This is a genomic window from Burkholderia pyrrocinia (assembly GCF_018417535.1).
GTDB classification, from domain to species: domain Bacteria; phylum Pseudomonadota; class Gammaproteobacteria; order Burkholderiales; family Burkholderiaceae; genus Burkholderia; species Burkholderia pyrrocinia_E.
Genome location: NZ_CP070978.1, coordinates 769,935 through 793,267 on the forward strand (window position 1 = coordinate 769,935; position 23,333 = coordinate 793,267).

The following is a 23,333-nucleotide window of genomic DNA, read 5'->3' on the forward strand; positions in this document are numbered from 1 at the left end:
CGGCCTTGCCCGCGCGCCCGACTACAACAACGGAGAGAGACGCATGCGATTCCACTGGAAAATGCTCGTGCTGGCCACCGCGAGCATCACGCTGCTGGGCGGTGCCCCGGCCCGGGCCGCCGATGCCGCCGACGTGAAAATCGGCTTCCTCGTCAAACAGCCGGACGACCCGTGGTTCCAGGACGAATGGCGCTTCGCCGACCAGGCGGCGAAGGAAAGACACTTCACGCTGATCAAGATCGCGACGCCGAGCGGCGAAAAGGTGTCGACCGCGCTCGACAGCCTCGCCGCGCAAAAGGCGCAGGGCGTGATCATCTGCGCGCCCGACGTGAAGCTCGGCCCCGGCATCGCGGCAAAAGCGAAGCGTGCGGGGATCAAGCTGATGTCGGTCGACGACCAGCTCGTCGACGGCCGCGGCGCGCCGCTCCAGGGCGTGCCGCACATGGGCATTTCCGCGTACAAGATCGGCCAGCAGGTCGGCCAGGCCATCGCGGACGAGACGAAGCGGCGCGGCTGGAATCCGGCCGAGGTCGGCATCATCCGGCTCGCGTACGACCAGTTGCCGACCGCGCGCGAGCGCACCGCCGGCGCGGTCGACGCGCTCAAGGCCGCCGGCTTCCCGGCCGCGAACGTGATCGACGCGCCCGAGATGACGGCCGACACCGAAGGCGCGTTCAACGCGGCGAATATCGCGCTCACCAAGCATGCGAACTTCAAGCGCTGGGTCGCGTTCGGCTCGAACGACGACACGACGGTCGGGGCGGTGCGCGCCGCCGAGGGGCGCGGCATCGGCGCGGACGCGATGGTCGCGGTCGGCATCAACGGCAGCCAGGTCGCGCTCAACGAATTCGCGAAGCCGAAGCCGACAGGCTTCTACGGGTCGATCCTGCTGAATCCGCGCCAGCACGGCTACCAGACGGCCATCAACATGGTTGACTGGATCACGAAGAACCAGGCGCCGCCGCCGCTCGTGCTGACGTCCGGCACGCTGATCACCCGCGACAACGAGAAGCAGGCACGCGCCGCGCTCGGTTTGTGAGCATGCAAGGAGCCGACATGACACGTACCACCCTCGTGACGGGCGCTGCCGGCGGCATCGGCCAGGCGCTGTGCCGCACCTTCCTCGCGGCCGGCGACCGCGTCCTCGCGCTCGATCGCGACCGCCCGGCGCTCGACCGCTTCATCGATACGCTCGCCGACGCACGCGCGACGCCGGTCGTCGACGACCTGACCGACACGGAGCGGCTGCGCTCGATGCTCGAATCGCATCCGCAGGTCGACGTGCTCGTCGCGAATGCGGGCACGGCCGCGTCGACCACGCTGCGCGACACGACGCCCGCGAGCTGGCGCACCGATCTCGATGCGAACCTGACGGCCACCTACGTGAGCGTCGAAGCCGTGCTGCCCGGGATGCGCGCGCGCGGACGCGGTGCGATCGCGATCGTCGGTTCCGTGAACGGCGTGCACGCGCTCGGGCATCCGGTGTACAGCGCGGCGAAGGCCGGGCTGATCAGCTACACGAAATCGCTCGCGATCGAATACGGCCGCGACGGCGTGCGCGCGAATATCGTGCTGCCGGGCACGGTGAAGACACCCGCGTGGGAAGCGCGCGTCCAGCGCAACCCGCAGGTGTTCGAGCAATTGAGGAAGTGGTATCCGCTCGACGACTTCGCAACGCCCGACGATGTCGCGCAGGCCGCGCTGTTCCTGTGCTCGCGGGCCGCGCGGATCATCACCGGCGTCGCATTGCCGGTCGACGGCGGCCTGCTGGCCGGCAACCGCGTGATGGCGCAGGAACTGACGCTCGAAACGTTCTACTGAAGCACGCGGGGCCGGCGGCCGCCCGGGCCGCCGCGCCCTGTCCGGTGCGCGGCGCGCGGCCGCGCGCCGTCAATGCGCCACCGCGACCGGCTTCGCCATCCGGCCGAGCACGTGCTCGGTCATCCCGCGCGCGAGTTCGGTCTCGCCCATGAACACGGTGCCGATGCCCTCGCTCGACAGCAGCGCGGCCTCGTCGCCGCTGTTCGTGCATAGCACGACCTCGAGCGTCGGGTTGAGCGTGCGCGAGATCTCGACGATCTGCCGCACGTCGAACACGTCGGGCAGCGTGACGACCAGCATCCCGGCGCGCGCGATATGCGCCTGCACGAGCACGATCGGCTCGATCGCGTCGCCCGACACGGCCGCGACGCCGTCCGCGCGCAGCTTCTCGACGAGCTCGCGATTCTGCTCGACGACGACATACGCGATCTCGCGCTCGTCCAGTGCATGCGCGATCCGCGTGCCGACCTTGCCGTAGCCGACGATCACGACCTGCCCGGTCAGGTGCGTCTGCGGCGTCGACATCGGCAGCGCGGCGAGCGGATCGTCACGCGCCTCGAGCTTGCGCGCGAACGCCGAATGCTTGCGGATCCATGCGAGCGCCGGATCGATCATCGCGAACAGCAGCGTGTTCATCGCGATCGAGATCAGCGCGACTGCGAGGATCAGGCTCTGCCCCTCGGCCGACAGCAGCCCGAGCGCCCGGCCGAGCCCCGCGAGGATGAACGAGAATTCGCCGATCTGCGCGAGCCCCGCGCCGACCGTCAGCGCGGTATTGAGCGGATAGCGGAACGCGATCACGAGCGCGACCGCCGCGAGCGTCTTGCCGACCAGCACGATCGCCGCGACCTCGATCACGTGCAGCGGCTCGTCGAGCAGCACCTTCGGGTCGAACAGCATCCCGACCGAAATGAAGAACAGCACCGAGAACGCGTCGCGCAGCGGCAGCGTCTCGTCGGCCGCGCGCCGGCTGAATTCCGACTCGCGCATCATCATCCCGGCGAAGAACGCGCCGAGCGCGAACGACACGTCGAACAGCTTCGCCGCGCCGAACGCGATGCCGACCGCGGCCGCGATCATGCACAGCGTGAACAGCTCGCGCGAGCCGGTGCGCGCGACGAGCCATAAAATGCGCGGAAACACGCGCTTGCCGACCACGAGCATCAGCGCGATGAATGCCGCGACCTTCAGCATCGTGACGCCGAGCGTGCCCCAGATGCTGCCGCCGGCCGCATGCGCGTCGCCGGGCGGCGTGCCGCCGAGCAGCCCCGCGACGGGCGGCAGCAGCACGAGCACCAGCACCATCACGAGATCCTCGACGACGAGCCAGCCGACCGCGATGCGCCCGTTGACCGTCTCGACGAGCCCGCGCCCTTCGAGTGCGCGCAACAGCACGACGGTACTCGCGACCGACAGCGCGAGCCCGAACACGAGCGCCGCCCCGAGGCTCCAGCCCCACATGAGCGCGAGCCCGCCGCCGAGCAGCGTCGCGACCGTAATCTGTACGACGGCGCCCGGCAGCGCGATCTTGCGCACCGCGAGCAGGTCGCCGAGCGAGAAATGCAGGCCGACGCCGAACATCAGCAGCATCACGCCCACTTCGGCGAGTTGCTGCGCGAGCGACAGGTCGCCGACGAAACCGGGCGTGCCGGGGCCGATCACGATCCCGGCGAGCAGATAGCCGACGAGCGGCGGCATTTTCAGCAGCGACGCGAAGTAACCGAAAATCATCGCGAGACCGAAACCGGCCGCGAGCAACGCAATCAGGCTGACGTCATGAGGCATCCCCCCTCCCAAGTTCTTGTAACTATTTAGTAAGGTTCAAGAATGGAAGGATAAGGGATGAGGCGGAACAATGGCGCGCCACCGCGAAAATTTCACGCGGCGGCGCGCCTTTGCGGGGTGCAACCCCGGCGAAACGAAAGGCACCGCGCGGGAGCGCCTGCACCTTGAAGCGGATCGGACAGGCGGGGCGAGCGCCCCGCCGCCCCGTCAGCGCGACGCCTGCGGGAACCGCGCGCCCGGCGGCGGTTCGGGCCGGGTCGACGGCACGCTCTTGCGTACCTTCGCGACCTGCGCGGCCGTCACCGGCGCGCCCGTGTTGCCCCAGCTCGTGCGCACGAAGTTCGACACGTCCGCGACTTCCTGGTCCGACAGGCGCCAGCCGAACGGCGGCATCGTGAAGGTCGACGGCGCGGTGCGCGTACCCTCCAGCGCGCTGCCTTCCAGCACGACGTGGATCAGCGACGCCGGATCGTCGCCCTGCACGACCGGATTGCCGGCGAGCGCCGGGAACACGCGCGTGTAGCCATGGCCGTCGCTGCGGTGGCAGGCCATGCAGTTGTCGCGATAGACGGCCGCGCCCGGCTTGCTCGCGTCGCCGGTGTGCAGCGCCTTCGCGGCGGCCGCGTCGTACACGTGCGGCTGCTCGCCCTGCACGCGCGGCGGCAGCGTCTTCAGGTAGCGCGCGATCGCGTTCAGGTCGTCGTCAGTCATGTGCTGCATGCTGTGGCCGACCACGTCCGTCATCCCGCCGAACGCGGCCGTGCGCAGCGTGCGGCCGGTCTTCAGGAACTGCACGATCTCGGTTTCCGTCCACGTGCCGAGCCCGGTGCGCGGCTCGCCGCGCAGGCTCGTCGGCACCCAGCCGTCGATCGCCGCGCCGCCGGCCAGGAAGTCCGGGCCGTCCGCGTCGGTCAGCCCGCGCTCCTGCATCGTCGGCGCGCGCGGCGTGTGACACGCGCCGCAGTGGCCGAGCCCCTGCACGAGATACGCGCCGCGCGCGACCACCGGGTCGGTGTACGGCGTCGCGTCGAACGGCTTCGGCGACGGCGCGAACATCTTGCGCCAGATCCCGAGCGGCCAGCGCATCGACAGCGGCCACACGATGTCGACCGCGCGGTTCTCGTGCTCGACGGGTGCGACGCCGTGCATGAAGTACGCATACAGCGCCTTCATGTCGTCGTCGGTCAGCCGCGCATACGACGGGAACGGCATGGCCGGATACATCGTGTCGCCGTTCTTGCGCACGCCCTCGCGCACCGCGCGGGTAAAGTCCTCGACCGTCCAGCCGCCCAGCCCCGTTTTCGGGTCCGGCGTGATGTTCGTCGAATAGATGCCGCCGATCGGCGTGTCGAACTTCAGCCCGCCCGCGAACGGCTTGCCGCCGCTCGCGGTGTGGCACGCGATGCAATCGCCCGCGCGGGCCAGGTATGCGCCGCGCTTGACGAGGTTCGCATCGGCGGATCGGGCCACGGGTGCGGCCGCCGCGCCGGACGCCGCCGCGGGCGCTGCCGCCGGTTGCGCGAACGCCGCGGTGCCCGCGAGGCCGAACGCGGCCCAGGCCGCACCGGCCGCCAGCGCGCGCCGCACCGGGGAAAGGCGGCGCGCGGCGTTGTGGTTCATCGTCCTCTTCATACGGTCACCAGCGGGGCGGGATTCTTCAGGTATTGCTCGCGGATCGCGCGCGCCGACCAGTAGGCCAGCGCCGCGATGATCCCGGTCGGGTTGTAGCCGATGCCCTGCGGCAGCGCCGAGGCGCCCATCACGAACACGTTGTGCACGTCCCAGCACTGCAGGTAGCGGTTCAGCACGCTCGTCTTCGGGTCGGTGCCCATGATCGCGCCGCCGACGAGGTGGGTCGTCTGGTACTGGCGCGAATCGAAGTGCTTGCCGAACTCGCGCGTCGACACGCCGATCGCCTTCGGCCCCATCGCCTCCGCGATCTTCTTCATCTGCCCGGTCACGTACTGCGCCATCCTGATGTCGTTGTCCTTCCAGTCGAAGGTCATCCGCAGCAGCGGCTGGCCGTACGAATCGCGATAGGTCGGATCGAGGTCGAGATAGACGTCGCGGTACGACATGTTCGTGCCGTGCGCGTCCATCGAGATCGTGTGCGCGTAGTAATCCTTGACGGACTTCTTCCACGCCGAGCCCCACTGCGGCGTGCCGGGCGGCGTCGCGATGCCGCTGACCGGCTTCACGCCGGCCTGGTTCACCCACAGCGGCGAGCCGCCGACGAAGCCGAGCGGGCCGTGGTCGAAGTTGTCCGCGTTGAAGTCGTCCACCGCGACGCCGTTGCCGCCCGCGCCGATGAACGGGTTCGTGTAGGTGTCCTTGTCGAAGAACGCCTTGATCGTCGACAGGTTCTGGTACGCGAAATTGCGGCCCACGACGCCTTCGCCCGAGATCGGGTCGTACGGCTTGCCGATGCCGGACAGCAGCAGCAGGTGCACGTTGTGGTACTGGAACGCGGCCACGATCACGAGATCGGCCGGCTGGTGCACTTCGCGCCCGGCCGGGTCGACGTAGGTGACGCCCGTCGCGCGCTTCTTCGTATCGTCGAGGTCGACGCGCAGCACGTGGCACTTCGAGCGCAGCTCGAAGTTCGGCGCCTGCTTCAGCGCGGGCAGGATGTTCAGGTTCGGCGACGCCTTCGAGTACATGTAGCACGCGTAGCCGCTGCAGTAGCCGCAGAAGTTGCACGGGCCCATCTGCACGCCGTACGGGTTCGTGTACGGGCCCGACGTGTTCGCCGACGGCAGCCGGTACGGATGCAGGCCGAGCGATTGCGCCGCATCGGAGAAGCGCTGCGCCGAGTAGGTATTGAGCTGCGCGGGCAGCGGGAAATTGTCGCTGCGGTTCGCTTCGAACACGTTGCCGTCGCCGACCACCTTGCCGCCGACCTTGTACGCCTGCCCCGACGTCCCGAACACCTTCTCGGCGAAATCGAAATGCGGCTCGAGCTCGTCGTAGCTGACGCCCGTGTCCTGGATCGTCATCCCTGCGGGGATGAACTTCTTGCCGTAGCGCTCTTCATAGTGGCTGCGCAGGCGCAGCTCTTCCGGCGTGATCCGGAAGTGCACGCCCGACCAGTGCAGCCCCGCACCGCCGACGCCCTCGCCCGGCAGGAACGCCGCGAGCTGCCGGTACGGCAGCGCGGTGTCCTGCACGCCGTGGCGGATCGACACGGTCGTCTTCGACAGGTCGAGGAACAGCTTCTTGCGGATGTTGTAGGTCAGCTCGTCGATCGTGTTCGGATACGCGCCGTCCGGATAGGTGTCGCGATACTCGCCGCGCTCGAGGGCAACGACCTTCAGGCCCGCTTCGGTCAGCTCCTTCGCGAGAATCGCGCCGGTCCAGCCGAAGCCGACGATGACCGCGTCGACATGCGGCTTTTTCTCTGCGGCCATCAGGTGCGCTCCCCGTTGATCGAGACGGGGCCGTACGGATAGGGCTTGCCGTTCTGGTTGACGAAATCCATGAAATCCGCGCGCGCGCCCGGAAAGCCGATCATCTTCCACGCGGCCATGTCGTGATTGCCGCCATGCACCGGATCGCAGAAGTAGCCTTCGCGCGTGTTCTGCAGCAACTGGCCGAAGAACACGCCGGGCGGCACGTCGTCGATCGGTGCGGCGCCCTTCTCCAGCGCGCCGAGCACGGTGTCGCGCGTCGGTGCGTCGAGCTCCGCGAACGCCTTGCCGTGGGCTTTCTCGCAATAGCGGTTGACGGCCGCGATACCGAGCCGGTAGATGTCGCGCGGCACGAGCTTCAGCTGGTAGCCGAGCTCGGGCACGCCCTGCTGGAACGGCCCCTGCATGTACCACGTCGCGCCGTGCGCATACGGCGCCTCCATCTGGCGGTCGATGAATTCGGGCACGCCCGATTCGAGCGCGCCGGGGCCTTCGGCGTCGGCCGGAATCAGCCGGTCGACGGCGGCCTGGACGAACGCCCATTCCTTCGCATCGAAGAAGGTCGGCTTGTACGGGGCGCGTTCGGCGCCGGCCGATGCGGCGGGCGCGTTGCCGGCCGTCGTCGCGGAGGGCGACGACGAGCGCAGGTCGCAGCCGGCGACCGACGCGATCGGCACGAGCGCGACCGACGTGCGCAGGAAACGGCGGCGCGAGTTGGGTTTGTCAGGTGGCGTGGACATGGTCGGATGTTGATCGTTGGGGATCGGGGTACGGACGCGCGCATTCCGCATGCGGCGGGTCCGGCACGGCAGCCATGCCGCATGCGGCTGGCCGTCCTGTTCTTCCGTATGCTGCGAACAACCGCGATGCTGTCGCGTGCGCGCCGATTCCGGAGGCGCTGCGCGGATCGACCTCTTCGCGGGCCTGTTCATCGGACAAATACCGGCCTGCCGGCCCTTACCTGCCCGCCATCGCCATGACCCTGATCCAACGTGGACGCCGCGTTTGCCGGCGGCAAGCGCAACGTGCACGACCCTCTTTCGGGTCCGGCAACGCGTGGCGCGAATTATAGATGGAACCGGTTCCATTACGAGGGGATTCAATGCAATTCAATATGTCGAAAATTGCAACAATTGAAAAATCCGGAACGCGGAATGCGCGAGGATGGCGGACCGACGCCGTGCCGGCCGAATATCTCACGCAGATCGATACGCGTGCGCGCTGACCCGCGCGCCGCTCACCACGGCCAGAACATCGACGCGATGGACAGTGCGAGCGCCGCGCAAAGCGGCGAGTAATACAGCGTGTCCATCCGCGCGAAACGCGACCCGCGGATCCGCTTGAAGAAGCCGACATAGCGGAAATCGCCGACGGCGCGCACCGCGAAGATCAATGCGAGCGCAACGACCGCGAACGCGATCGCGCCGGGATACGCGTTGCGCCCCAGCCAGCCCGCACGCGCGGCGACCACGCATGCGCCTGCGAGCAGCGCCGCCGCGACGGCAAGCGTGCCGACGGCGGTCGGCCGCAGCAGCGGCACGCCGTCCTGTTCCGGAATGGCCGCGCGCTTGCCGAGCCGCCCGCCGAACGCCCAGTAGACGTGAACGAACGCGAGCGCGCAAAGCGTCGGCACGCTGAAATACGCACCGGTCATGTTGGTATGGATCCTCGTCTCGTTGTCTCGTTGTTTTGCCGGAAGGGTTCCGGCACGCGGCCCCGGCCCGCGATACGCATGACGATACCGAAACCCGGCAACGCGTGCATTGCGACGTCCGGTCGCAACCCGCGGCAACGCGTGCTGCGGTGCAGTGTGCAGGCCTCGTCGAGCCGGCCGCCCACTTGACTTCCCTCACCGCACTACTACGCTGGTATTCCAGTACTGCGGTCGCCATGCCCCTGCGCAACCGGCCGCACGTGCATCGTTCGCCGCGCGGCGCACCTGCACGACAACGATAACGAAGGCCAGGGAGGTGACCCATGCTGATCGGTGTGCCGAAGGAGATCAAGAACCACGAGTACCGCGTCGGCCTCACGCCGGCCGGCGCGCGCGAACTCACGCGCCACGGCCACACCGTGCTCGTGCAGCGCGGCGCGGGCACGGCGATCGGCCTGCTCGACAACGACTACACGGCCGCGGGCGCGTCGCTTGGCGACGGCGCCGACGAAATCTTCGCGCGCGCCGACATGATCATCAAGGTCAAGGAGCCGCAGCCGGCCGAATGCGCGATGCTGCGGCGCGGGCAGATTCTCTACACGTACCTGCATCTCGCGCCCGATCCCGAGCAGGCGGCCGCGCTCGTGAAGTCCGGCGCCGTCTGCATCGCCTACGAAACCGTCACGGGGCCCGGCGGCGGCCTGCCGCTGCTCGCGCCGATGAGCGAGGTGGCGGGACGCATGTCGATCCAGGTCGCGGCGACCCACCTCGAAAGCCCGCGCGGCGGCCGCGGCCTGCTGATGGCGGGCGTGCCCGGCGTGCCGGCCGCGCATGTGGTCGTGCTCGGCGCGGGCGTGGTGGGCACCGGCGCGCTGCAGATGGCGGTCGGCCTCGGCGCGCGCGTCACCGTGCTCGACAACAACGTGAACCGCTTGCGCCAGCTCGACCTGATCTTCGCCAACCGGATCACGACCGTCTGCTCGAATACGCATACGATCGACGAAGCCGTGCGCGATGCCGACGTCGTGATCGGCGCGGTGCTCGTGCCCGGCGCATCGGCGCCGCGGCTCGTCACGCGCGACATGATCGCGACGATGCGCACGGGTGCCGTCGTCGTCGACGTCGCGATCGACCAGGGCGGATGCTTCGAAACATCGCATGCGACGACGCACGCGGATCCGACCTTCGTCGTCGACGGCGTCGTGCACTACTGCGTCGCGAACATGCCCGGCGCGGTCGCACGCACGTCGACCTTCGCGCTGAACAACGCGACGCTCGGGCATGCGCTCGCGCTCGCCGACAAGGGCTGGAAACAGGCGATGGCCGACGATCCGCATCTGCGCGCGGGCCTGAACGTCTGCGACGGGAACATCACGTACGAAGCGGTCGCGCTGGCGCTCGGCCTGCCGTATGTGCCGGCGGCCCGCGTGCTGGCATGACCGTGCCGGCCTGATGTGAGCGCACGGCTGGCGGCACGCGCCGCCGGCCGCCCTCACGCGCCCTTCGACCGGCTCCGCTTCGACCCGCCGCCCTCACCCATCGTGCGCGCCAGCAACGGCCGCAGTTGCGCGAGCGTGCGCGTGTTGAGCACGTCCGGCCGCGTGAGCCAGCCGCGTCGCGCCTGATCGATGCCGTACGCGAGGTTGTCGAGTTCGTCCACGCTGCACGCATCCGAGCCGATCGCGACCGACACGCCGGCCTTCGCGGCCTCGCGGCACCAGATGTCCGGCAGGTCGAGCCGACGCGGCTGCGCATCGAGTTCGACGAAGCAGCCGCGCGCCGCGGCCTGCGCGATCACGCGCGGCACGTCGAGTTCGCATGCGTCGCGCTCGCCGAGCACACGGCCGGTCGGGTGCGCGAGAATCGTGAAATGCGGATGGTCCATCGCGCGCAGCATGCGGTCGGTCTGCGCGCCGCGCGACAGGTCGAAGCCGTCGCGCACCGCGCCGACGACGAGATCGAGCCGGCCAAGCATCGCGTCGGGCACATCGAGGCTGCCGTCCTCGCGAATGCCCGCTTCCACGCCTTTGAGCAGCACGAAATCGTCGAACGACGCATTGACGCGATCGATCTCGTCGAGCTGCCGCGCGAGCCATTCGAAGCCGTTGCGGCCGCCGCCGACAAGCGCTGCGCAGTCGGTGACGGCCAGGTACGCGAGCCCGCGTGCGCGCGCCGCTTCGGCCATCGCGCGCAGGCTGTCACGGCCAGCCGATGCGTTCGTATGTGCATGCAGGTCGCCGTGAAGATGCTTGCGCTCGACCAGCGCCGGCAGCGTGCCGGCGCGCGACGCGTCGATTTCGCCGCGATTCTCGCGCAGTTCGGGCGGCACGTCGTGCAGCCCGATTGCGGCGTAGACCGACGCCTCCGTTGTGCCGGCAATCCGCTCGTCGCCGCGAAACACGCCATATTCGTTGATCTTCAGCCCGCCGGCCTGCGCGATCCTGCGCAGCGCGATGTTGTGCGCCTTCGATCCGGTGAAGTAGACGAGCGCCGCGCCGAACGCATCGGCGTCGACCACGCGCAGGTCGACCTGCAACCCGCTGTCGAGCACGACGCTCGATTTCGTCTTGCCGTGCGCGAGCACGCGCGCCACCTTGCCGTAACCGACGAACGCGTCGGCGACCGCAACCGGATCGCGTGCGGTAACGAGAATGTCGAGATCGCCGACCGTCTCGCGGCGGCGACGAAAACTGCCGGCCGGCACGGCCTTGCCGACGCCTGCAAGCGCGCGCAGGCGTTCGAGCAACGGCATCAGCGATTGCGCGGCATCGGGCAGCAGGAAGCGTTGCGGTTCGCGCTGCAGGCGGTCGTCGATCGCTTCGAGCAGATGCGCTTCGGTTTTCGCGCCGAAGCCCGGCAACTCGCGTACGTGCCCGCTCTTCGCTTCGGCGCGCAACTGTTCGAGCGAGTCGACGTGCAATGCGTCATGCAGCGCCTTCACGCGTTTCGCGCCGAGCCCCGGCACGTCGAGCAGTTCGACGATCGCACCCGGCAGCGCGTGGCGCAGCGTTTGCTGCAGCTCGCAGGTGCCGGTCGCGGCGATCTCGCGCAGTTTCGACGCGAGATCGGGCCCGATCGACGGAATCTTCCCGAGATCGTCGCCATTCGCGATCATCGTCGGGATATCGCGCCCGTAGTCGGCGATCGTCCGCGCGGCATTGCGGTAGGCACGCACGCGAAACGGATTGGCGCCCTGGATTTCGAGCATGTCCGCGATCTCGGCGAACACGGCCGCGCACTCGGCATTGTGGATCGGCATGATCGGCGTGGCTCCCTTCCACGTGGATGGCGCCGTGCGCGTGCGCGATGGCGTCTGCGCGCCCGGCGCCGCATGTCGACGCCGCCGGGCGCCCGTTCTTCATCCTACGCCGGGCGCGCATTGCGTGCAGCGAGAAGGCGGAATCACGACCGCGACGTCAGAGCGATGCGCGCGGTGTCGTCGCGTAGCGTCGTTCGTAGACCGACTGGCAATGCGTGCAGCGTTCGGCGGTCGGGCGCGCGAGCAGGCGCTCATAGCCGACCGACGCATCGCAATCGATGCATTCGCCGTAGCTGCCGTCGCGCATCCGTTGTTGTGCGCGTCCGACCGCACGCAGTTCGGTCAGCCTCATGCCGATCAATGCATGATCGACGTCGACGAACAGATCCGCGTTCGCCTCGTCACCCTCGTCCGGCGACGCTCCGGCGAGGTCCGCATAGGATTCCGACGCGCGCTGGTCTTCGCTCGTGCGGATCTCCGCACGCAGCGTCTGCTCGCTCTCTTTCAGCCGCTGTTGCAGCGTCTGCCGTTGTAGTTGGTCGAGCGCCATGGCCGTCTCTCCTGTTCCGGGTTCCGCGCGGAAAGTGCGGCGCGCGGTGTCGCGCCGGTGCGCGGCGGGCAGGCACGACCGGCGCCGCCGCGCCCGGATGCGCGCCCGGACGCACGAAGCGCCGGACGCATTCGACGCAGGATAAACCCATTGAACACGCATGTGTTGACCGGAATCAGCGCACCGTGCGGCGCTCGCCGCATGCTTGCGGAAACTGGGGACGGAGGCGAAAACGCGCAATCACCGGATTCGTCTGATGCAAACGCCGTCGAAATCGATCGATCCGCGGCGCAACGTGGCGTCATCGCAGGTCCAGCATCGGCACGAACGATGTCGAGCAACGCGCGCGCCGAGCGCTGCCAACTGTAATGCCGCGCATGCTCGCGGCCCAGCGTGCGCAGCCGTGCGCGCAGTTCGGGATCGTCCATCACGCGCACGATCGACGCCGCGATATCCGGCGGCGAATACGCATCGTGGAACAGCGCCGCGTCGCTGCAGACTTCCGGGAGTGCGCCCTCGTGCGACACGACGACGGGACAGCTGCACCGCATCGCGTCGAGCGGCGGCAGCCCGAACCCTTCGTACAACTCCTGCAACGCAGGTGCGCTTCGCTCCCGAATCGACGTCGACATGAACGTGACTGTTCCGATGGCTGCGGCGCGCTTGCGCGCCGCCGGACACCCCGTTACGCGGGATGCTGCCGTGCCGTCAGCGTGTCCGCCGCCCGTGTTCCGGTTGATACGTTCGACCGCACAACACACCGATTTCCGGACGATTCGTGATCCTCAGAAGGCGTTGCGCCCGATGAAGCCGCGCACGATCGTCATCAGGATGATCTTCATGTCGAACCAGAAGCTCCAGTTCTGCATGTAGAAAAGATCGAACTTCACGCGCGCGGCCATCGCCTCGACCTTGCGCGTCTCGCCGCGATAACCGTTCACCTGTGCCCATCCGGTGATGCCCGGCCGCACGCGGTAGCGGTACATGTAGCAGTCGATCAGTTGCCGATAGAAGTCGTCGTGCTCGATCGCGTGTGGACGCGGGCCGACGACCGACATCTGCCCGAACAGCACGTTGAAGAACTGCGGCAGCTCGTCGAGCGACGTGCGCCGCAGGAACGCGCCGACGCGCGTGATACGCGAATCGTTGCGCGACGCCTGCCGCAGCACGCCCGGCTGCACGCGATGCACGCGCATCGTCCTGAACTTCAGGATGTGGAACTCGCGGCCGTCGACACCCTTGCGGCGCTGCCGGAACAGCACGGGCCCCGGCGACGACAGCTTGACCGCGATCGCCACCATCGACAGCAGCGGCAGCAACGGAATCAGCACGCCGAACGCGAACAGCCGGTCGAACGCGAACTTCGCCCACAGCTCCGGCGCGGAGCGCGGCGTGGTGGCGAGATTGATCGCCGGCATGCCGAGCACGTCGGTCGCCGAGCGATCGACGACCGCCATCTGCCGCACGTCGGGCAACAGCCGCAGCTCGACGAATTCGTCGCGCAGCTCGCGCACGATGCGCTGGATCCGCCACTCGTGCGACATCGGCAGCGTCAGCCACACCTCATCGATCTCGCCACCGCGAATCATGTCGCGCAACGCATCCCAGTCGTCGATTACCGGCACGCCGCCGATGCCACCCGCGGCAGCCGGCGCGTCGTCGTCGAATACGCAGGCCGCCACGAACGGGCCATTCGATGCGAGCTGCATCCGCTCGATCGCGACGCGCCCGTACGCGGTTGCACCGACGACGGCCACGCGGCGCTGCCGCGCGCGCGGATCGTCACGGGTCAGCGCGAGTGCCAGCAGCGCGGCGCGGCCGAGCAGCAGCGCCGCGTCGCCGGCCAGCACCGTGCGCACGATCCAGCGTATCGTGACCGTGCCGCCGAGGTTCATGACCCACATCGTGCCGGCCACCGTCAGCACGCTCGCGCAGACGACGGCGACCATCGTCTGCGTCAGCACATGCATGCCGCCATGCGGCGCCACGCCGCCGCGCACGGTGCGCAGGTAGCGCGGCAGCAGCGCCACGGTCAACACGCACAACAGCGCGATCGCACCGCGCTGCGCATCGGACAGCTCACGCCACGCCAGGCCCGACGCCGCTTGGGCCGCGAGCGCCCCTGCCAGCACGAGCACGATGTCGATCGCCGCGATCGCGGCACGCCGGATCGTATTCGTTCCACCGGACATCGACTGCATCGTCACGCACCATGTGCCGGGAATCCGCAACGTACCTCCGGCATGCGGGGGCGCACCGGCGTCGGCCGTGCATTCCCGCGCGTGCCGAGCAACCTGCGATAGTCGGCGCGAATCAGGTCGTAACATTCGCACGCGTGATGTTCGAGGCCGTCGCGGTCGAGCACCGTGATGCGGCCGCGGCGCTGCCGGATCAGCCCGGCTTCCTGCAGGTTGCCGGCCGCTTCCGTCACGCCTTCGCGCCGCACGCCGAGCATGTTCGCGATCGTCTGCTGCGTGACGGCAAGTTCGTCGCCGTCGATACGGTCGTGCGCCAGCAGCAGCCAGCGGCTGAGCTGCTCGCTGACCGAGTGATGCCGGTTGCACAGCGCGCTGCGCGAGATCTGCGCCATCGTCGCCTGGCAGTAGTTGAGCAGCAGCCGGTAAGTCTGCGGCGACCGCTCGAATTCGGCGCGTATGACGCAAGTGGGCACGCGATAGGCCATGCCGCCGATGCGCACCTCGACCCGGTTCGATGCCGCGACACCGCCGACCAGCGTGCCAAGCCCGACCACGCCCTCGCGGCCGACCACCGCCACCTCGACCATCGCACCGTCCTCCATCAGATGCTGCACCGACATCATTGCCGTCGTCGGGAAATGCAGATGGCGCATCGGCTCGCCGACCCGGTCAAGCATGCCGGCCTTGATCCTGACCAGTTCGAGATGCGGTGCGATGGTGCGGATGCTGTCCTCCGGGAGGGCATCGAGGATGGCATTCGCCGAGAAGCTCGAGTGAAGATGAAGCATGTCTGTATCCCTTTTATTGCCCGCGCCGCCTGTAGCCGCATGCACGGAACTCGTTATCGCGATGCGTGCCCGGACGTCCACAGCGGTTGCGGCCCCCCACAACCCTGAATCCGACTGACCATCGGCTTGTCACCGCCGGGTCGAGCCGACCGTCCTGTTTTCGACACGCCCTCCCGAATAAGCGATTTACGTGCCAATACCCGCCCATCCTTAATATATGAATCACGTCCGATTTAGATCGCCCGAATAACCGACCTAAAACTCAAAAAAGCGTCTCATTTCCGGACACTCTTCCGCGCAACGGACACAGCACGGCAATCAACTGATCAATTTGCACGCGCCGAATCGGCGCGGCCGCAGCGGTGCTGCGAGGCTTGTCGGCCATATACTTACAGTAGATTTTCAATTGTTTCCGTGATGTGCCGGACAGCATGCGACAGTGCCCCCACGCTTCACACACCTGTTTGAAACTGTCTCAAATTTGAATCGCCACGCTAATTTCATGATCTGTCTGCTATCGCACATATCGCACGCAAGCCATTGATTCCGATGGCAACTCATGCAATCCCCGTTTATTTGTCAAATAATGTTTAATGTACGCCCGGCAATTTCCCTGTACGATGCGCGGCGTCGATCGATTGACGCCCGATCGACATTGAATGACCGGTCGGCCTGCCACTCCGTTTCCGGATGATTAATTCGCGGAAATGAATCATTAAATCCGGATAACGTTTGAAGCGAATCAGGATCGTCAAACTTTGTGAAATGACGCAATATGCAATTGGTCGAATTCAATTGCGTGCTAGCCTTTTCCCAGCATCGTCATTCGAATTGAGATGAACACAAGTCCGCACGAGCGTGCGAAATTCCCTTTTCCGGGGTATCGCCGCGACGACGCGTGACCGCCACCCTACGAGGATGCGCCGTGACTCACCAGGCCCACGACGCCGTCGCGCACGCGAACGGCATGATCGAGCTTTCCCACAGCTTCGATGCGAACCGGTTTCTCGCGGCCGTCGACCGCGACGAGCTCGCCACGCTGGTTCCCCACCTTCAACTCGTCCACCTGAAATCGGGGCAAGTGCTGTGCGAACCCGGCGAAATGCTCGCCGCGGTCTACCTGCCCGTCACGACGGCGATTTCGCTGCAGTACGTGTCGTCCGGCGGCATGACGCTGGAGGTTGCGGAGATCGGCAGCGAGAGCGTGGTCTGCGACGACGTGATCGGCGGCAGCGGCCGGATGCCGTGCCGTGCCGTCGCCTGCCGCGACGGCTTCGTCTACCGGCTCGACCGGCGCGTGTTCGCCGCTGCGTTCGACGCATCGCCGGTGATCCGCCATCTCGTGTTCGTCTGCGTTCGGCTGCTGATGGCGCAGGTGTCGCAGATCACGTTCTGCAGCCGCCATCATGTGCTCAAACATCAGTTATGCCGATGGTTCCTGCTGGCGTACGACCGCACGCGCAGCATCGAGATCCAGGTCACGCACAGCATGCTGGCGCAGATGCTCGGCGTGCGGCGGGAAACGGTCACCGATGCCGCCGGCGAAATCCAGAAGCTCGGCCTGATCCGGCAATACCGGAGCTCGATCGAGCTCGCCGACCTCGACGGCCTCGAGAAGATGTCGTGCGGCTGCCGCGCGATCGTGCGCGACGAGATGAAGCGCATCCTGTCGGCCGACTCGGGCGTGCCGGCCGCATCGCGTGCGTGATTGCCGCACCGATTCGTGCGGCGCCTGCATGCGGAGTTAGCGGTTTGTAGGGTGGCGAACAGAACGCCGTGCGTGCGAATGGTCTACTGATGCAGGACTGCCGGGGGGATGTCAGCGCGATGCGCGCGTCTGCCCGAGCGGACGACACCACGCACGCCGGAGCCGCACGTGAAAAACGAAATCAGAACCATCCTCAAGCACGTCGCCCACCTCGAAGCCGCGATCGATTCGATCGGCGACCGGGACGACCTCTACGAAGCGGGCCTCTCCTCGCTCGACACGATCCAGTTGATGCTCGCGATCGAAAAGCAGTTCAACATCGAGATTCCCGACGAGATGCTGAACCGCAACCTGTTCCGCAGCATCGACGCACTCTCGAACACGATCGCCACGCTGCAGCGCACCGAGCATTCCGCATGAGCGCGCTGCTTCCCGAACTCGCGGCCGACAGCGAATCGCATCGGCTCGACGAGGCCGCGCACGCCGTCGCGCAGATCGCTGCGCAACACGCGGATGCGGTCGACCGCGACGCGCGCTGCCCCGTCGAGGCGATCGAAGCGATGCGCGCGCGCCGGTTGCTGGGCGCGATGGTGCCGACCCATCTCGGCGGCGCTGGCGCGTCGCTGGAAGACATCGCGTCGGCCTGCTCGATCCTCGGCCAGGCCTGCGCATCGTCGGCGATGGTGTTCGCGATGCACCAGATCCAGGTTGCCTGCATCGTCGACCACGCGGTCGACCAGGGCTGGCACAAGCTGTTCCTGCAGCAGCTCGTGCGTTACCAGTGGCTGCTCGCTTCGGCCACGTCGGAAGACGGCGTCGGCGGCAACCTGCGCGCGAGCCAGTGCGCACTCGAAACCAACGGCGGCGAGTTCCGGCTGCGCAAGTCCGCGCCGACGATCTCGTACGGCGACTACGCGGACGGCATCCTCGCGACCGCGCGACGCGACGCGGACGCGCCCGCTTCCGAACAGGTGCTCGTCATGCTGCTGCGCGACGGCTATACGCTCACGCGCCGCGGCGAATGGGACACGCTCGGGATGCGCGGCACCTGCAGCAACGGCTTCGTGCTCGACGCACAGGGGGCCGCCGTTCAGTGCCTGCCGGTGCCGTTCGCGAAGATCGCCGAAGAAACGATGGTGCCGGTCTCGCACATCCTGTGGGCCGCGGTCTGGATCGGCGTGGCCGGCGACGCATTCCATCGCGCACACCAGTTCTTCCGCGCGCAGGCACGCCAGACCGACGGCGCGCCGTCGCCCGCGTCGCGGCGCATCGCCGAATCGCTCGAGCTGATGCAGGCGATGCAGGCCCGCGTCGACAACGTGCTGCGGCTCCACGCGAATACGTCGGCCCGCTCGTGGTCGGCCGCCATGGCGTGGGCCGCCGAAATCAACACGCTGAAGACCTACGTGTCGACGACCGCACTGGAAGTTGCGCACCAGGCGATGATGATTTGCGGGATGGCCGGCTACAAGCAAGGCACGCCGTTCAGCATCGGCCGCCACATTCGCGACCTGCACGCGGCGCCGCTGATGATCAGCAACGACCGCATTGCCGCCAACACTGCGAGCCTGCTGCTCGCGCTGCGTCCTGCGACGCTGGAGAAACATCCGTGAACGATCGCCTCGCCGTGCCCTCCTCCGCCTCCACGCCCGCCGACGCGCCGCTCGACCGCGCGGGCGTCAACCCGCTGCGCGATGCGCTGATCGACGCCGGGCTGCTGGTCTCGACCGGCATCCAGGGCCTGTTCGGCCGCAGCGAACGGTTCGAGCGCGTCGTCGAAGCGCTCGACGCGTTCGTCACGCGCGTCGGCGCCGACCAGCAGGCCGAAGTGCTGCGCTTCCCGCCGGCGATGAGCCGCACCGAATTCGAGCGCAGCGAATACATGAAGAGCTTCCCGCAGCTCGCGGGCAGCGTGCATGCGTTCTGCGGCGACGAGCAGCAGCACCAGCGCCTGCTGCAGTGCCTCGATCGCGGCGACGACTGGACGGAAAACCAGAAACCGACCTACGTCGTGATGACGCCGGCCGCATGCTACCCCGTCTATCCCGTCGTCGCACGCGCGGGCGCGCTGCCCGGCGACGGCCGGATCGTCGACGTGTTCTCGTACTGCTTCCGCCACGAGCCGTCGCTCGATCCGACCCGCATGCAGCTGTTCCGGATGCGCGAGTACGTGCGGATCGGCACGCCCGACCAGATCGTCGCGTTCCGCGAGACGTGGATCGAGCGCGGTACGCGGATGATCGACGCGCTGCGCCTGCCGAACGCGATCGATCTCGCGAACGACCCGTTCTTCGGGCGCGGCGGCAAGATCGTCGCGAACAGCCAGCGCGAGCAGAACCTGAAGTTCGAGCTGCTGATCCCGATCGAGCACGACGACCGCCAGACCGCGTGCCTGAGCTTCAACTACCACATGGACCATTTCGGGCTGCTGTGGGACATCCGCACCGCGACGGGCGACGTCGCGCACACGGGCTGCGTCGGCTTCGGTCTCGAACGGCTCACGCTCGCGCTGTTCCGCCATCACGGCTTCGACATCGACGCGTGGCCGAGCGACGTCCGAGACGTGCTGTGGGGCACACCATGAGGTTCGTTTCCCGCGACGGCAACGACGCGTCGTTCGACGACGTGCGTCACCGTGCGCGTCACTACCGGCCGCACCCGCTGCACAGTCAGGAGATGGTCTGGAAACAGACCAACTGCTACGTCGACATGTGGCTCGAGGTGCTCCGGTGGTGGGGCTTCAATCCGTACGCGGCGCTGCCGTTTACGATCGCGCTCGATTTCGAGGGCGACCAGTTCACGTTCTTCAAGTTTCCGCACGACGAACTGGAGCGGCTCTACGGGATCGTCGTGCAGGAGCACTCGATCTACGAGCCGCTCGACCAGCACATCGAAACGCAGGTCGCGCGCGGTCACCTCATGATCGTCGAGGTCGACGCGTGGTTCCTGCCGGATACGCGCGGCAGCAGCTATCGCACGCAGCACACGAAGACGACGATCGGCATCGACGCGATCGACCGCGCGAAGCACCAGATCGGCTATTTCCACAACAGCGGCTATTACGTGGCCGAGGATTTCGACTACAGCGGGCTCGTCGGCGGCAGTTCGCCGATGACGCTGCCGCCGTACGTCGAATGCGCGAAGCGGCGCTTTGCGCCGCTCGACGAGCGCGCGCTCTGCGAAGCATCGCTCGCCGCGCTGCAGCGCCATCTGCGGCGCCTGCCGACCGTCGATCCGATCGCGGCATTCCGGCGGCAGTTGCAGACCGATGCGAAGACGCTCGCCGAAGCGCCGCTCGAACACTTCCATGCGTACTCGTTCAACTCGGTGCGGCAGCTCGGCGCGAATTTCGAACTGTTCGGCCATTACACGCGCTGGCTGCAGGCCAGCGGTTGCGTCGGGCCGTTCGCCGAGATCCGCGCCGCATGCGACCGCATCGCGTCCGAAGCGATGGTGCTGGAGTTCCGGCTCGCGCGCGCCTGCGCACGCGGCAAGGAGGAACGCGGCGAGGCGACGCTCGAAGCGATCGGGGCCGCCTATATCGATCTCGTCGCCTGCGCGCGGCAGATCGGCGCGCCGCTGCGGCACGCGACGCCCGTGCGCAGCGACGCGGCACCCGTGCCGGTCATGCGGTGACGCGCGCGCGTGCCCTGCCCGCGTGGTCGATGCTGGCGACGACCGCGGGTGCCGCGCAGGCACCGCGCGACCTCCCGGCCGCCGGCGACGGCTGGATCGCGGCGCCGGTGCCCGGCACGGTCGCGCAGGCGCTCGCGCTGGCCGGCCGGCTCGACGAAGCGGCCTCGCTTGACGAACGCGACCACTGGTACCGGATCGAGCTGCGCGGACGCGGCCCGCGCGTGCTACGCTTTCACGGCCTCGCGACGCTCGCGCAGGCGTGGCTCGACGACACGCCGATTCTCCGCTCCGACAGCATGTTCGTCGCGCACGACGTTCCCGTGTCGCTCGACGGCACGCACCGGCTGACCCTCTGCTTCCGCGCGCTCGCGCCACACCTGCGCGACGCGCGCGCGCCGCGCCGTGCGCGCTGGCGCACGCGGCTCGCCGAGCCGGCGGCGCTGCGCACGGTCCGTACGTCGCTGTTCGGGCACATGCCCGGCTGGTTTCCGCCATACGTGCCGGCCGGCCCGTGGCGCCCCGTCGACGTGCTCGATCCGGCCGCTGGCCCCGTTCCGGTCGATTGCGACCTGCGTGCGCGCATCGAGGGCGACACGGGCTGGCTCGACGCGGAACTGACATTCGCCGCGCCGTTGCCCGACGCGCTCGCAGCGCGGCTGTCGTGCGGCGAACATCACGCCACGCTCGAACGCGCCGGCGTCGACCGGTTGCGCGCGAGCGTCGCGGTGCCCAACGTGCGCCGTTGGTGGCCGCATACGCACGGCGAGCCGGCACTCTACGAGATCGCGCTGCATATCGGCGACGAACGGCGGCCGCTCGGCTCGACCGGCTTCCGCACGATCGAGATCGATGCCGGTGCCGACGGAAAGGGTTTCGGGCTGCGCATCAACGGCGTGCCCGTGTTTGCGCGCGGTGCTTGCTGGAGCAGCGCCGCGCCGCTCGCGCTGCACGCGGACGACGCGGCCTACGGCCGCCTGCTCGGACTCGCGCGCGACGCCGGTTTCAACATGATCCGCGTCGGCGGCACCATGACCTACGAGGCCGACGCGTTCCACGCGTGGTGCGACCGGCTCGGGCTGCTGGTCTGGCAGGATTTCATGTTCGCGAACTTCGACTATGCGCTCGACGATCCCGCGTTCGCGGACAACGTCGACCGTGAGGCCGGTCAATTCCTCGCGCGCCACGGCGCGTCGCCGTCGCTAGCGGTGCTGTGCGGCGGCAGCGAGATCGCGCAACAGGCGGCGATGTCGGGGCTCGGGCCGAAGCAGCGCTTCCTCGAACTGACCGCCGAGCGGCTGGCCGGCCATGCGGCCGCGCGCCGGCCCGACGTCCCGTACGTGCCCGATTCGCCCGACGGCGGCGTGCTGCCGTTCGCGCCGCGCGAACGCGTGTCGCACTATTACGGCGTCGGCGCATACCTGCGCCCGCTCGACGACGCGCGCCGCGCGGATGTGCGCTTCGCGAGCGAATGCCTCGCGTTCGCGAACGTGCCGTGCGATGCGACGCTGGCCAGCCTCGGCTGGCCAGGCGTGCACGAACCGCGCTGGAAAGCAGCCGTGCCGCGCGACCCCGGCACGTCGTGGGATTTCGAGGACATTCGCGACCACTATCTGCAGACGCTGTACGACGTCGCGCCCGACCGGCTGCGGCGCGAGGATCCGGCTCGCTACTTCGAGCTGTCGCGCGCCGTGATCGCGGACGTGATGCGCGAGACGTTCTCCGAATGGCGGCGCACCGGCTCGCGCTGCGCCGGCGCGCTCGTGTGGCAGTTCCAGGACGTGATGCCGGGTGCCGGATGGGGGGTGATCGACGCCACGCACCGGCCGAAATCGGCGTGGTATGCGCTGCGGCAAGTGCTGCAGCCCATCCAGGTGCTGCTCGCCGACGAAGGCTTGAACGGGCTCGACGTACACGTGGTCAACGAACGCCCGGCGCCGCTGTCGGCGGCCGTCGAACTGGTCGCGCTGCGCGACGGCCGCACGCCGGTCGCGCGGGCCGGCTGCCCGGTACGGATCGCCGCGCACGACACGGTGCGGATCGGCTCGGCCGAGTTGCTCGGCCGCTTCTTCGACTGGACTTATGCGTACCGTTTCGGGCCCTGCGAACACGACACCGTCGTCGCGACGCTGCGTACCGACGACGGCACGCTGCTGTCACAGGCGTTCCATTTCCCGTCCCGCACGCATCCGGCCGTGCTGGCGCGCCGCGAACTCGGGATCGAAGCATGCGTGTCGCGCACCGGCGATACGTGGCACGTCGACATCGACACGCGGCACGTCGCGCGCCACGTGCAGATCGACGCGCCGGGATTCGTGCCGCGCGACGACTGGTTTCATCTCGCGCCGGGCACGCCGGCGCGCGTCGCGCTCGTTCCGCTGGAGACTGCCGGGAAGGTTCAGGATGCCGACGGTATGCCGCCTGCCGTGGAAATCCGTGCAGTGAACGCCGCGCGAGCGGTGCGCGCCACGCAGGCCGGCTGACGCGACGCTCGCGGGCGCGATGCGCCGCGAGCGTCACGTTTCGAACG

19 protein-coding genes are annotated in these 23,333 nt (G+C 68.2%); 9 read left to right on the top strand and 10 right to left on the bottom strand.

Annotated features, from left to right (window positions below):
* The first annotated feature begins 43 nt into the window (after window positions 1-43).
* Window positions 44-1,039: an arabinose ABC transporter substrate-binding protein gene (locus JYG32_RS21605; RefSeq protein ID WP_213266906.1), complete on the top strand. Its 996-nt coding sequence runs from the start codon at window positions 44-46 to the stop codon at window positions 1,037-1,039.
* Between the two features lie 17 nt (window positions 1,040-1,056).
* Entirely contained in the window at window positions 1,057-1,821 is a 765-nt protein-coding gene (locus tag JYG32_RS21610) for an SDR family oxidoreductase (RefSeq protein WP_213266907.1), read from the top strand.
* A gap of 69 nt (window positions 1,822-1,890) precedes the next feature.
* On the opposite strand, the gene JYG32_RS21615 is transcribed toward JYG32_RS21610, so the two are convergent.
* From JYG32_RS21615 to JYG32_RS21635, 5 genes are all read right to left on the bottom strand, one after another.
* Window positions 1,891-3,606 carry a cation:proton antiporter domain-containing protein gene (locus tag JYG32_RS21615; protein ID WP_213266908.1) on the bottom strand — a complete coding sequence of 572 codons (1,716 nt, stop codon included), beginning with the start codon at window positions 3,604-3,606 and terminating at the stop codon, window positions 1,891-1,893.
* Between the two features lie 207 nt (window positions 3,607-3,813).
* Window positions 3,814-5,238, bottom strand: a complete 1,425-nt coding sequence (locus tag JYG32_RS21620; RefSeq protein ID WP_213266909.1) for a c-type cytochrome — start codon at window positions 5,236-5,238, stop codon at window positions 3,814-3,816.
* A complete protein-coding gene (locus tag JYG32_RS21625) occupies window positions 5,235-7,013 on the bottom strand; it encodes a GMC family oxidoreductase (protein WP_174383602.1) in 1,779 nt (592 codons plus the stop codon). Before JYG32_RS21625 ends, JYG32_RS21620 begins: the two co-directional genes overlap by 4 nt.
* Window positions 7,013-7,753, bottom strand: a complete 741-nt coding sequence (locus JYG32_RS21630) for a gluconate 2-dehydrogenase subunit 3 family protein (RefSeq protein ID WP_213266910.1) — start codon at window positions 7,751-7,753, stop codon at window positions 7,013-7,015. The genes JYG32_RS21625 and JYG32_RS21630 overlap by 1 nt, the downstream gene beginning before the upstream one ends.
* Window positions 7,754-8,250: 497 nt before the next feature.
* Entirely contained in the window at window positions 8,251-8,667 is a 417-nt protein-coding gene (locus JYG32_RS21635) for a DUF3995 domain-containing protein (protein WP_174383600.1), read from the bottom strand.
* Window positions 8,668-8,990: 323 nt separating this feature from the next.
* Here JYG32_RS21635 and ald point away from each other — a divergent pair, with 323 nt between their 5' ends.
* The gene (gene ald, locus JYG32_RS21640) at window positions 8,991-10,106 is read left to right on the top strand and encodes an alanine dehydrogenase (protein WP_174383599.1); all 1,116 of its coding nucleotides are present in this window, start codon (window positions 8,991-8,993) and stop codon (window positions 10,104-10,106) included.
* A gap of 53 nt (window positions 10,107-10,159) precedes the next feature.
* Here the strand turns inward: ald and polX are convergent, their stop codons facing one another.
* From polX to JYG32_RS21665, 5 genes are all read right to left on the bottom strand, one after another.
* Window positions 10,160-11,926 carry a DNA polymerase/3'-5' exonuclease PolX gene (polX, locus tag JYG32_RS21645; protein WP_213266911.1) on the bottom strand — a complete coding sequence of 589 codons (1,767 nt, stop codon included), beginning with the start codon at window positions 11,924-11,926 and terminating at the stop codon, window positions 10,160-10,162.
* Between the two features lie 157 nt (window positions 11,927-12,083).
* The gene (locus JYG32_RS21650; RefSeq protein ID WP_174383597.1) at window positions 12,084-12,476 is read right to left on the bottom strand and encodes a TraR/DksA family transcriptional regulator; all 393 of its coding nucleotides are present in this window, start codon (window positions 12,474-12,476) and stop codon (window positions 12,084-12,086) included.
* Window positions 12,431-13,108, bottom strand: a complete 678-nt coding sequence (locus JYG32_RS39010) for a glycosyltransferase (RefSeq protein ID WP_283842738.1) — start codon at window positions 13,106-13,108, stop codon at window positions 12,431-12,433. The genes JYG32_RS21650 and JYG32_RS39010 overlap by 46 nt, the downstream gene beginning before the upstream one ends.
* Before the next feature lie 153 nt (window positions 13,109-13,261).
* Window positions 13,262-14,668, bottom strand: a complete 1,407-nt coding sequence (locus JYG32_RS21660; protein ID WP_213266912.1) for an undecaprenyl-phosphate glucose phosphotransferase — start codon at window positions 14,666-14,668, stop codon at window positions 13,262-13,264.
* 11 nt (window positions 14,669-14,679) lie between these two features.
* Window positions 14,680-15,462 carry a Crp/Fnr family transcriptional regulator gene (locus JYG32_RS21665; protein ID WP_174383595.1) on the bottom strand — a complete coding sequence of 261 codons (783 nt, stop codon included), beginning with the start codon at window positions 15,460-15,462 and terminating at the stop codon, window positions 14,680-14,682.
* 925 nt (window positions 15,463-16,387) lie between these two features.
* Between JYG32_RS21665 and JYG32_RS21670 the strand changes: the two genes are divergently transcribed.
* The 6 genes from JYG32_RS21670 to JYG32_RS21695 all read left to right on the top strand — a co-directional run bounded on the left by JYG32_RS21670 (window position 16,388) and on the right by JYG32_RS21695 (window position 23,286).
* Window positions 16,388-17,170 (top strand): Crp/Fnr family transcriptional regulator, encoded by a 783-nt coding sequence (locus JYG32_RS21670; protein ID WP_174383594.1) that lies wholly within the window; start codon window positions 16,388-16,390, stop codon window positions 17,168-17,170.
* Between the two features lie 168 nt (window positions 17,171-17,338).
* Entirely contained in the window at window positions 17,339-17,590 is a 252-nt protein-coding gene (locus tag JYG32_RS21675) for an acyl carrier protein (protein ID WP_213266913.1), read from the top strand.
* Complete coding sequence (locus tag JYG32_RS21680) at window positions 17,587-18,783, top strand: acyl-CoA dehydrogenase family protein (RefSeq protein WP_174383592.1); 1,197 nt, start codon at window positions 17,587-17,589, stop codon at window positions 18,781-18,783. The genes JYG32_RS21675 and JYG32_RS21680 overlap by 4 nt, the downstream gene beginning before the upstream one ends.
* Window positions 18,780-19,754: an amino acid--[acyl-carrier-protein] ligase gene (locus JYG32_RS21685; protein WP_213266914.1), complete on the top strand. Its 975-nt coding sequence runs from the start codon at window positions 18,780-18,782 to the stop codon at window positions 19,752-19,754. Before JYG32_RS21680 ends, JYG32_RS21685 begins: the two co-directional genes overlap by 4 nt.
* Window positions 19,751-20,806, top strand: a complete 1,056-nt coding sequence (locus JYG32_RS21690) for a DUF1839 family protein (RefSeq protein ID WP_213266915.1) — start codon at window positions 19,751-19,753, stop codon at window positions 20,804-20,806. The genes JYG32_RS21685 and JYG32_RS21690 overlap by 4 nt, the downstream gene beginning before the upstream one ends.
* Window positions 20,803-23,286, top strand: a complete 2,484-nt coding sequence (locus tag JYG32_RS21695) for a glycoside hydrolase family 2 protein (protein WP_213266916.1) — start codon at window positions 20,803-20,805, stop codon at window positions 23,284-23,286. The genes JYG32_RS21690 and JYG32_RS21695 overlap by 4 nt, the downstream gene beginning before the upstream one ends.
* Window positions 23,287-23,333 lie beyond the last annotated feature (47 nt).

Bases quoted from the DNA above. Each gene is read 5' to 3' on its own strand.
- JYG32_RS21605 (WP_213266906.1), top strand. From the start codon at position 44: ATGCGATTCCACTGGAAAATGCTCGTGCTGGCCACCGCGAGCATCACG.
- JYG32_RS21610 (WP_213266907.1), top strand. From the start codon at position 1,057: ATGACACGTACCACCCTCGTGACGGGCGCTGCCGGCGGCATCGGCCAG.
- JYG32_RS21615 (WP_213266908.1), bottom strand. From the start codon at position 3,606: ATGCCTCATGACGTCAGCCTGATTGCGTTGCTCGCGGCCGGTTTCGGT.
- JYG32_RS21620 (WP_213266909.1), bottom strand. From the start codon at position 5,238: ATGAAGAGGACGATGAACCACAACGCCGCGCGCCGCCTTTCCCCGGTG.
- JYG32_RS21625 (WP_174383602.1), bottom strand. From the start codon at position 7,013: ATGGCCGCAGAGAAAAAGCCGCATGTCGACGCGGTCATCGTCGGCTTC.
- JYG32_RS21630 (WP_213266910.1), bottom strand. From the start codon at position 7,753: ATGTCCACGCCACCTGACAAACCCAACTCGCGCCGCCGTTTCCTGCGC.
- JYG32_RS21635 (WP_174383600.1), bottom strand. From the start codon at position 8,667: ATGACCGGTGCGTATTTCAGCGTGCCGACGCTTTGCGCGCTCGCGTTC.
- ald (WP_174383599.1), top strand. From the start codon at position 8,991: ATGCTGATCGGTGTGCCGAAGGAGATCAAGAACCACGAGTACCGCGTC.
- polX (WP_213266911.1), bottom strand. From the start codon at position 11,926: ATGCCGATCCACAATGCCGAGTGCGCGGCCGTGTTCGCCGAGATCGCG.
- JYG32_RS21650 (WP_174383597.1), bottom strand. From the start codon at position 12,476: ATGGCGCTCGACCAACTACAACGGCAGACGCTGCAACAGCGGCTGAAA.
- JYG32_RS39010 (WP_283842738.1), bottom strand. From the start codon at position 13,108: ATGTCGACGTCGATTCGGGAGCGAAGCGCACCTGCGTTGCAGGAGTTG.
- JYG32_RS21660 (WP_213266912.1), bottom strand. From the start codon at position 14,668: ATGTCCGGTGGAACGAATACGATCCGGCGTGCCGCGATCGCGGCGATC.
- JYG32_RS21665 (WP_174383595.1), bottom strand. From the start codon at position 15,462: ATGCTTCATCTTCACTCGAGCTTCTCGGCGAATGCCATCCTCGATGCC.
- JYG32_RS21680 (WP_174383592.1), top strand. From the start codon at position 17,587: ATGAGCGCGCTGCTTCCCGAACTCGCGGCCGACAGCGAATCGCATCGG.
- JYG32_RS21690 (WP_213266915.1), top strand. From the start codon at position 19,751: ATGAGGTTCGTTTCCCGCGACGGCAACGACGCGTCGTTCGACGACGTG.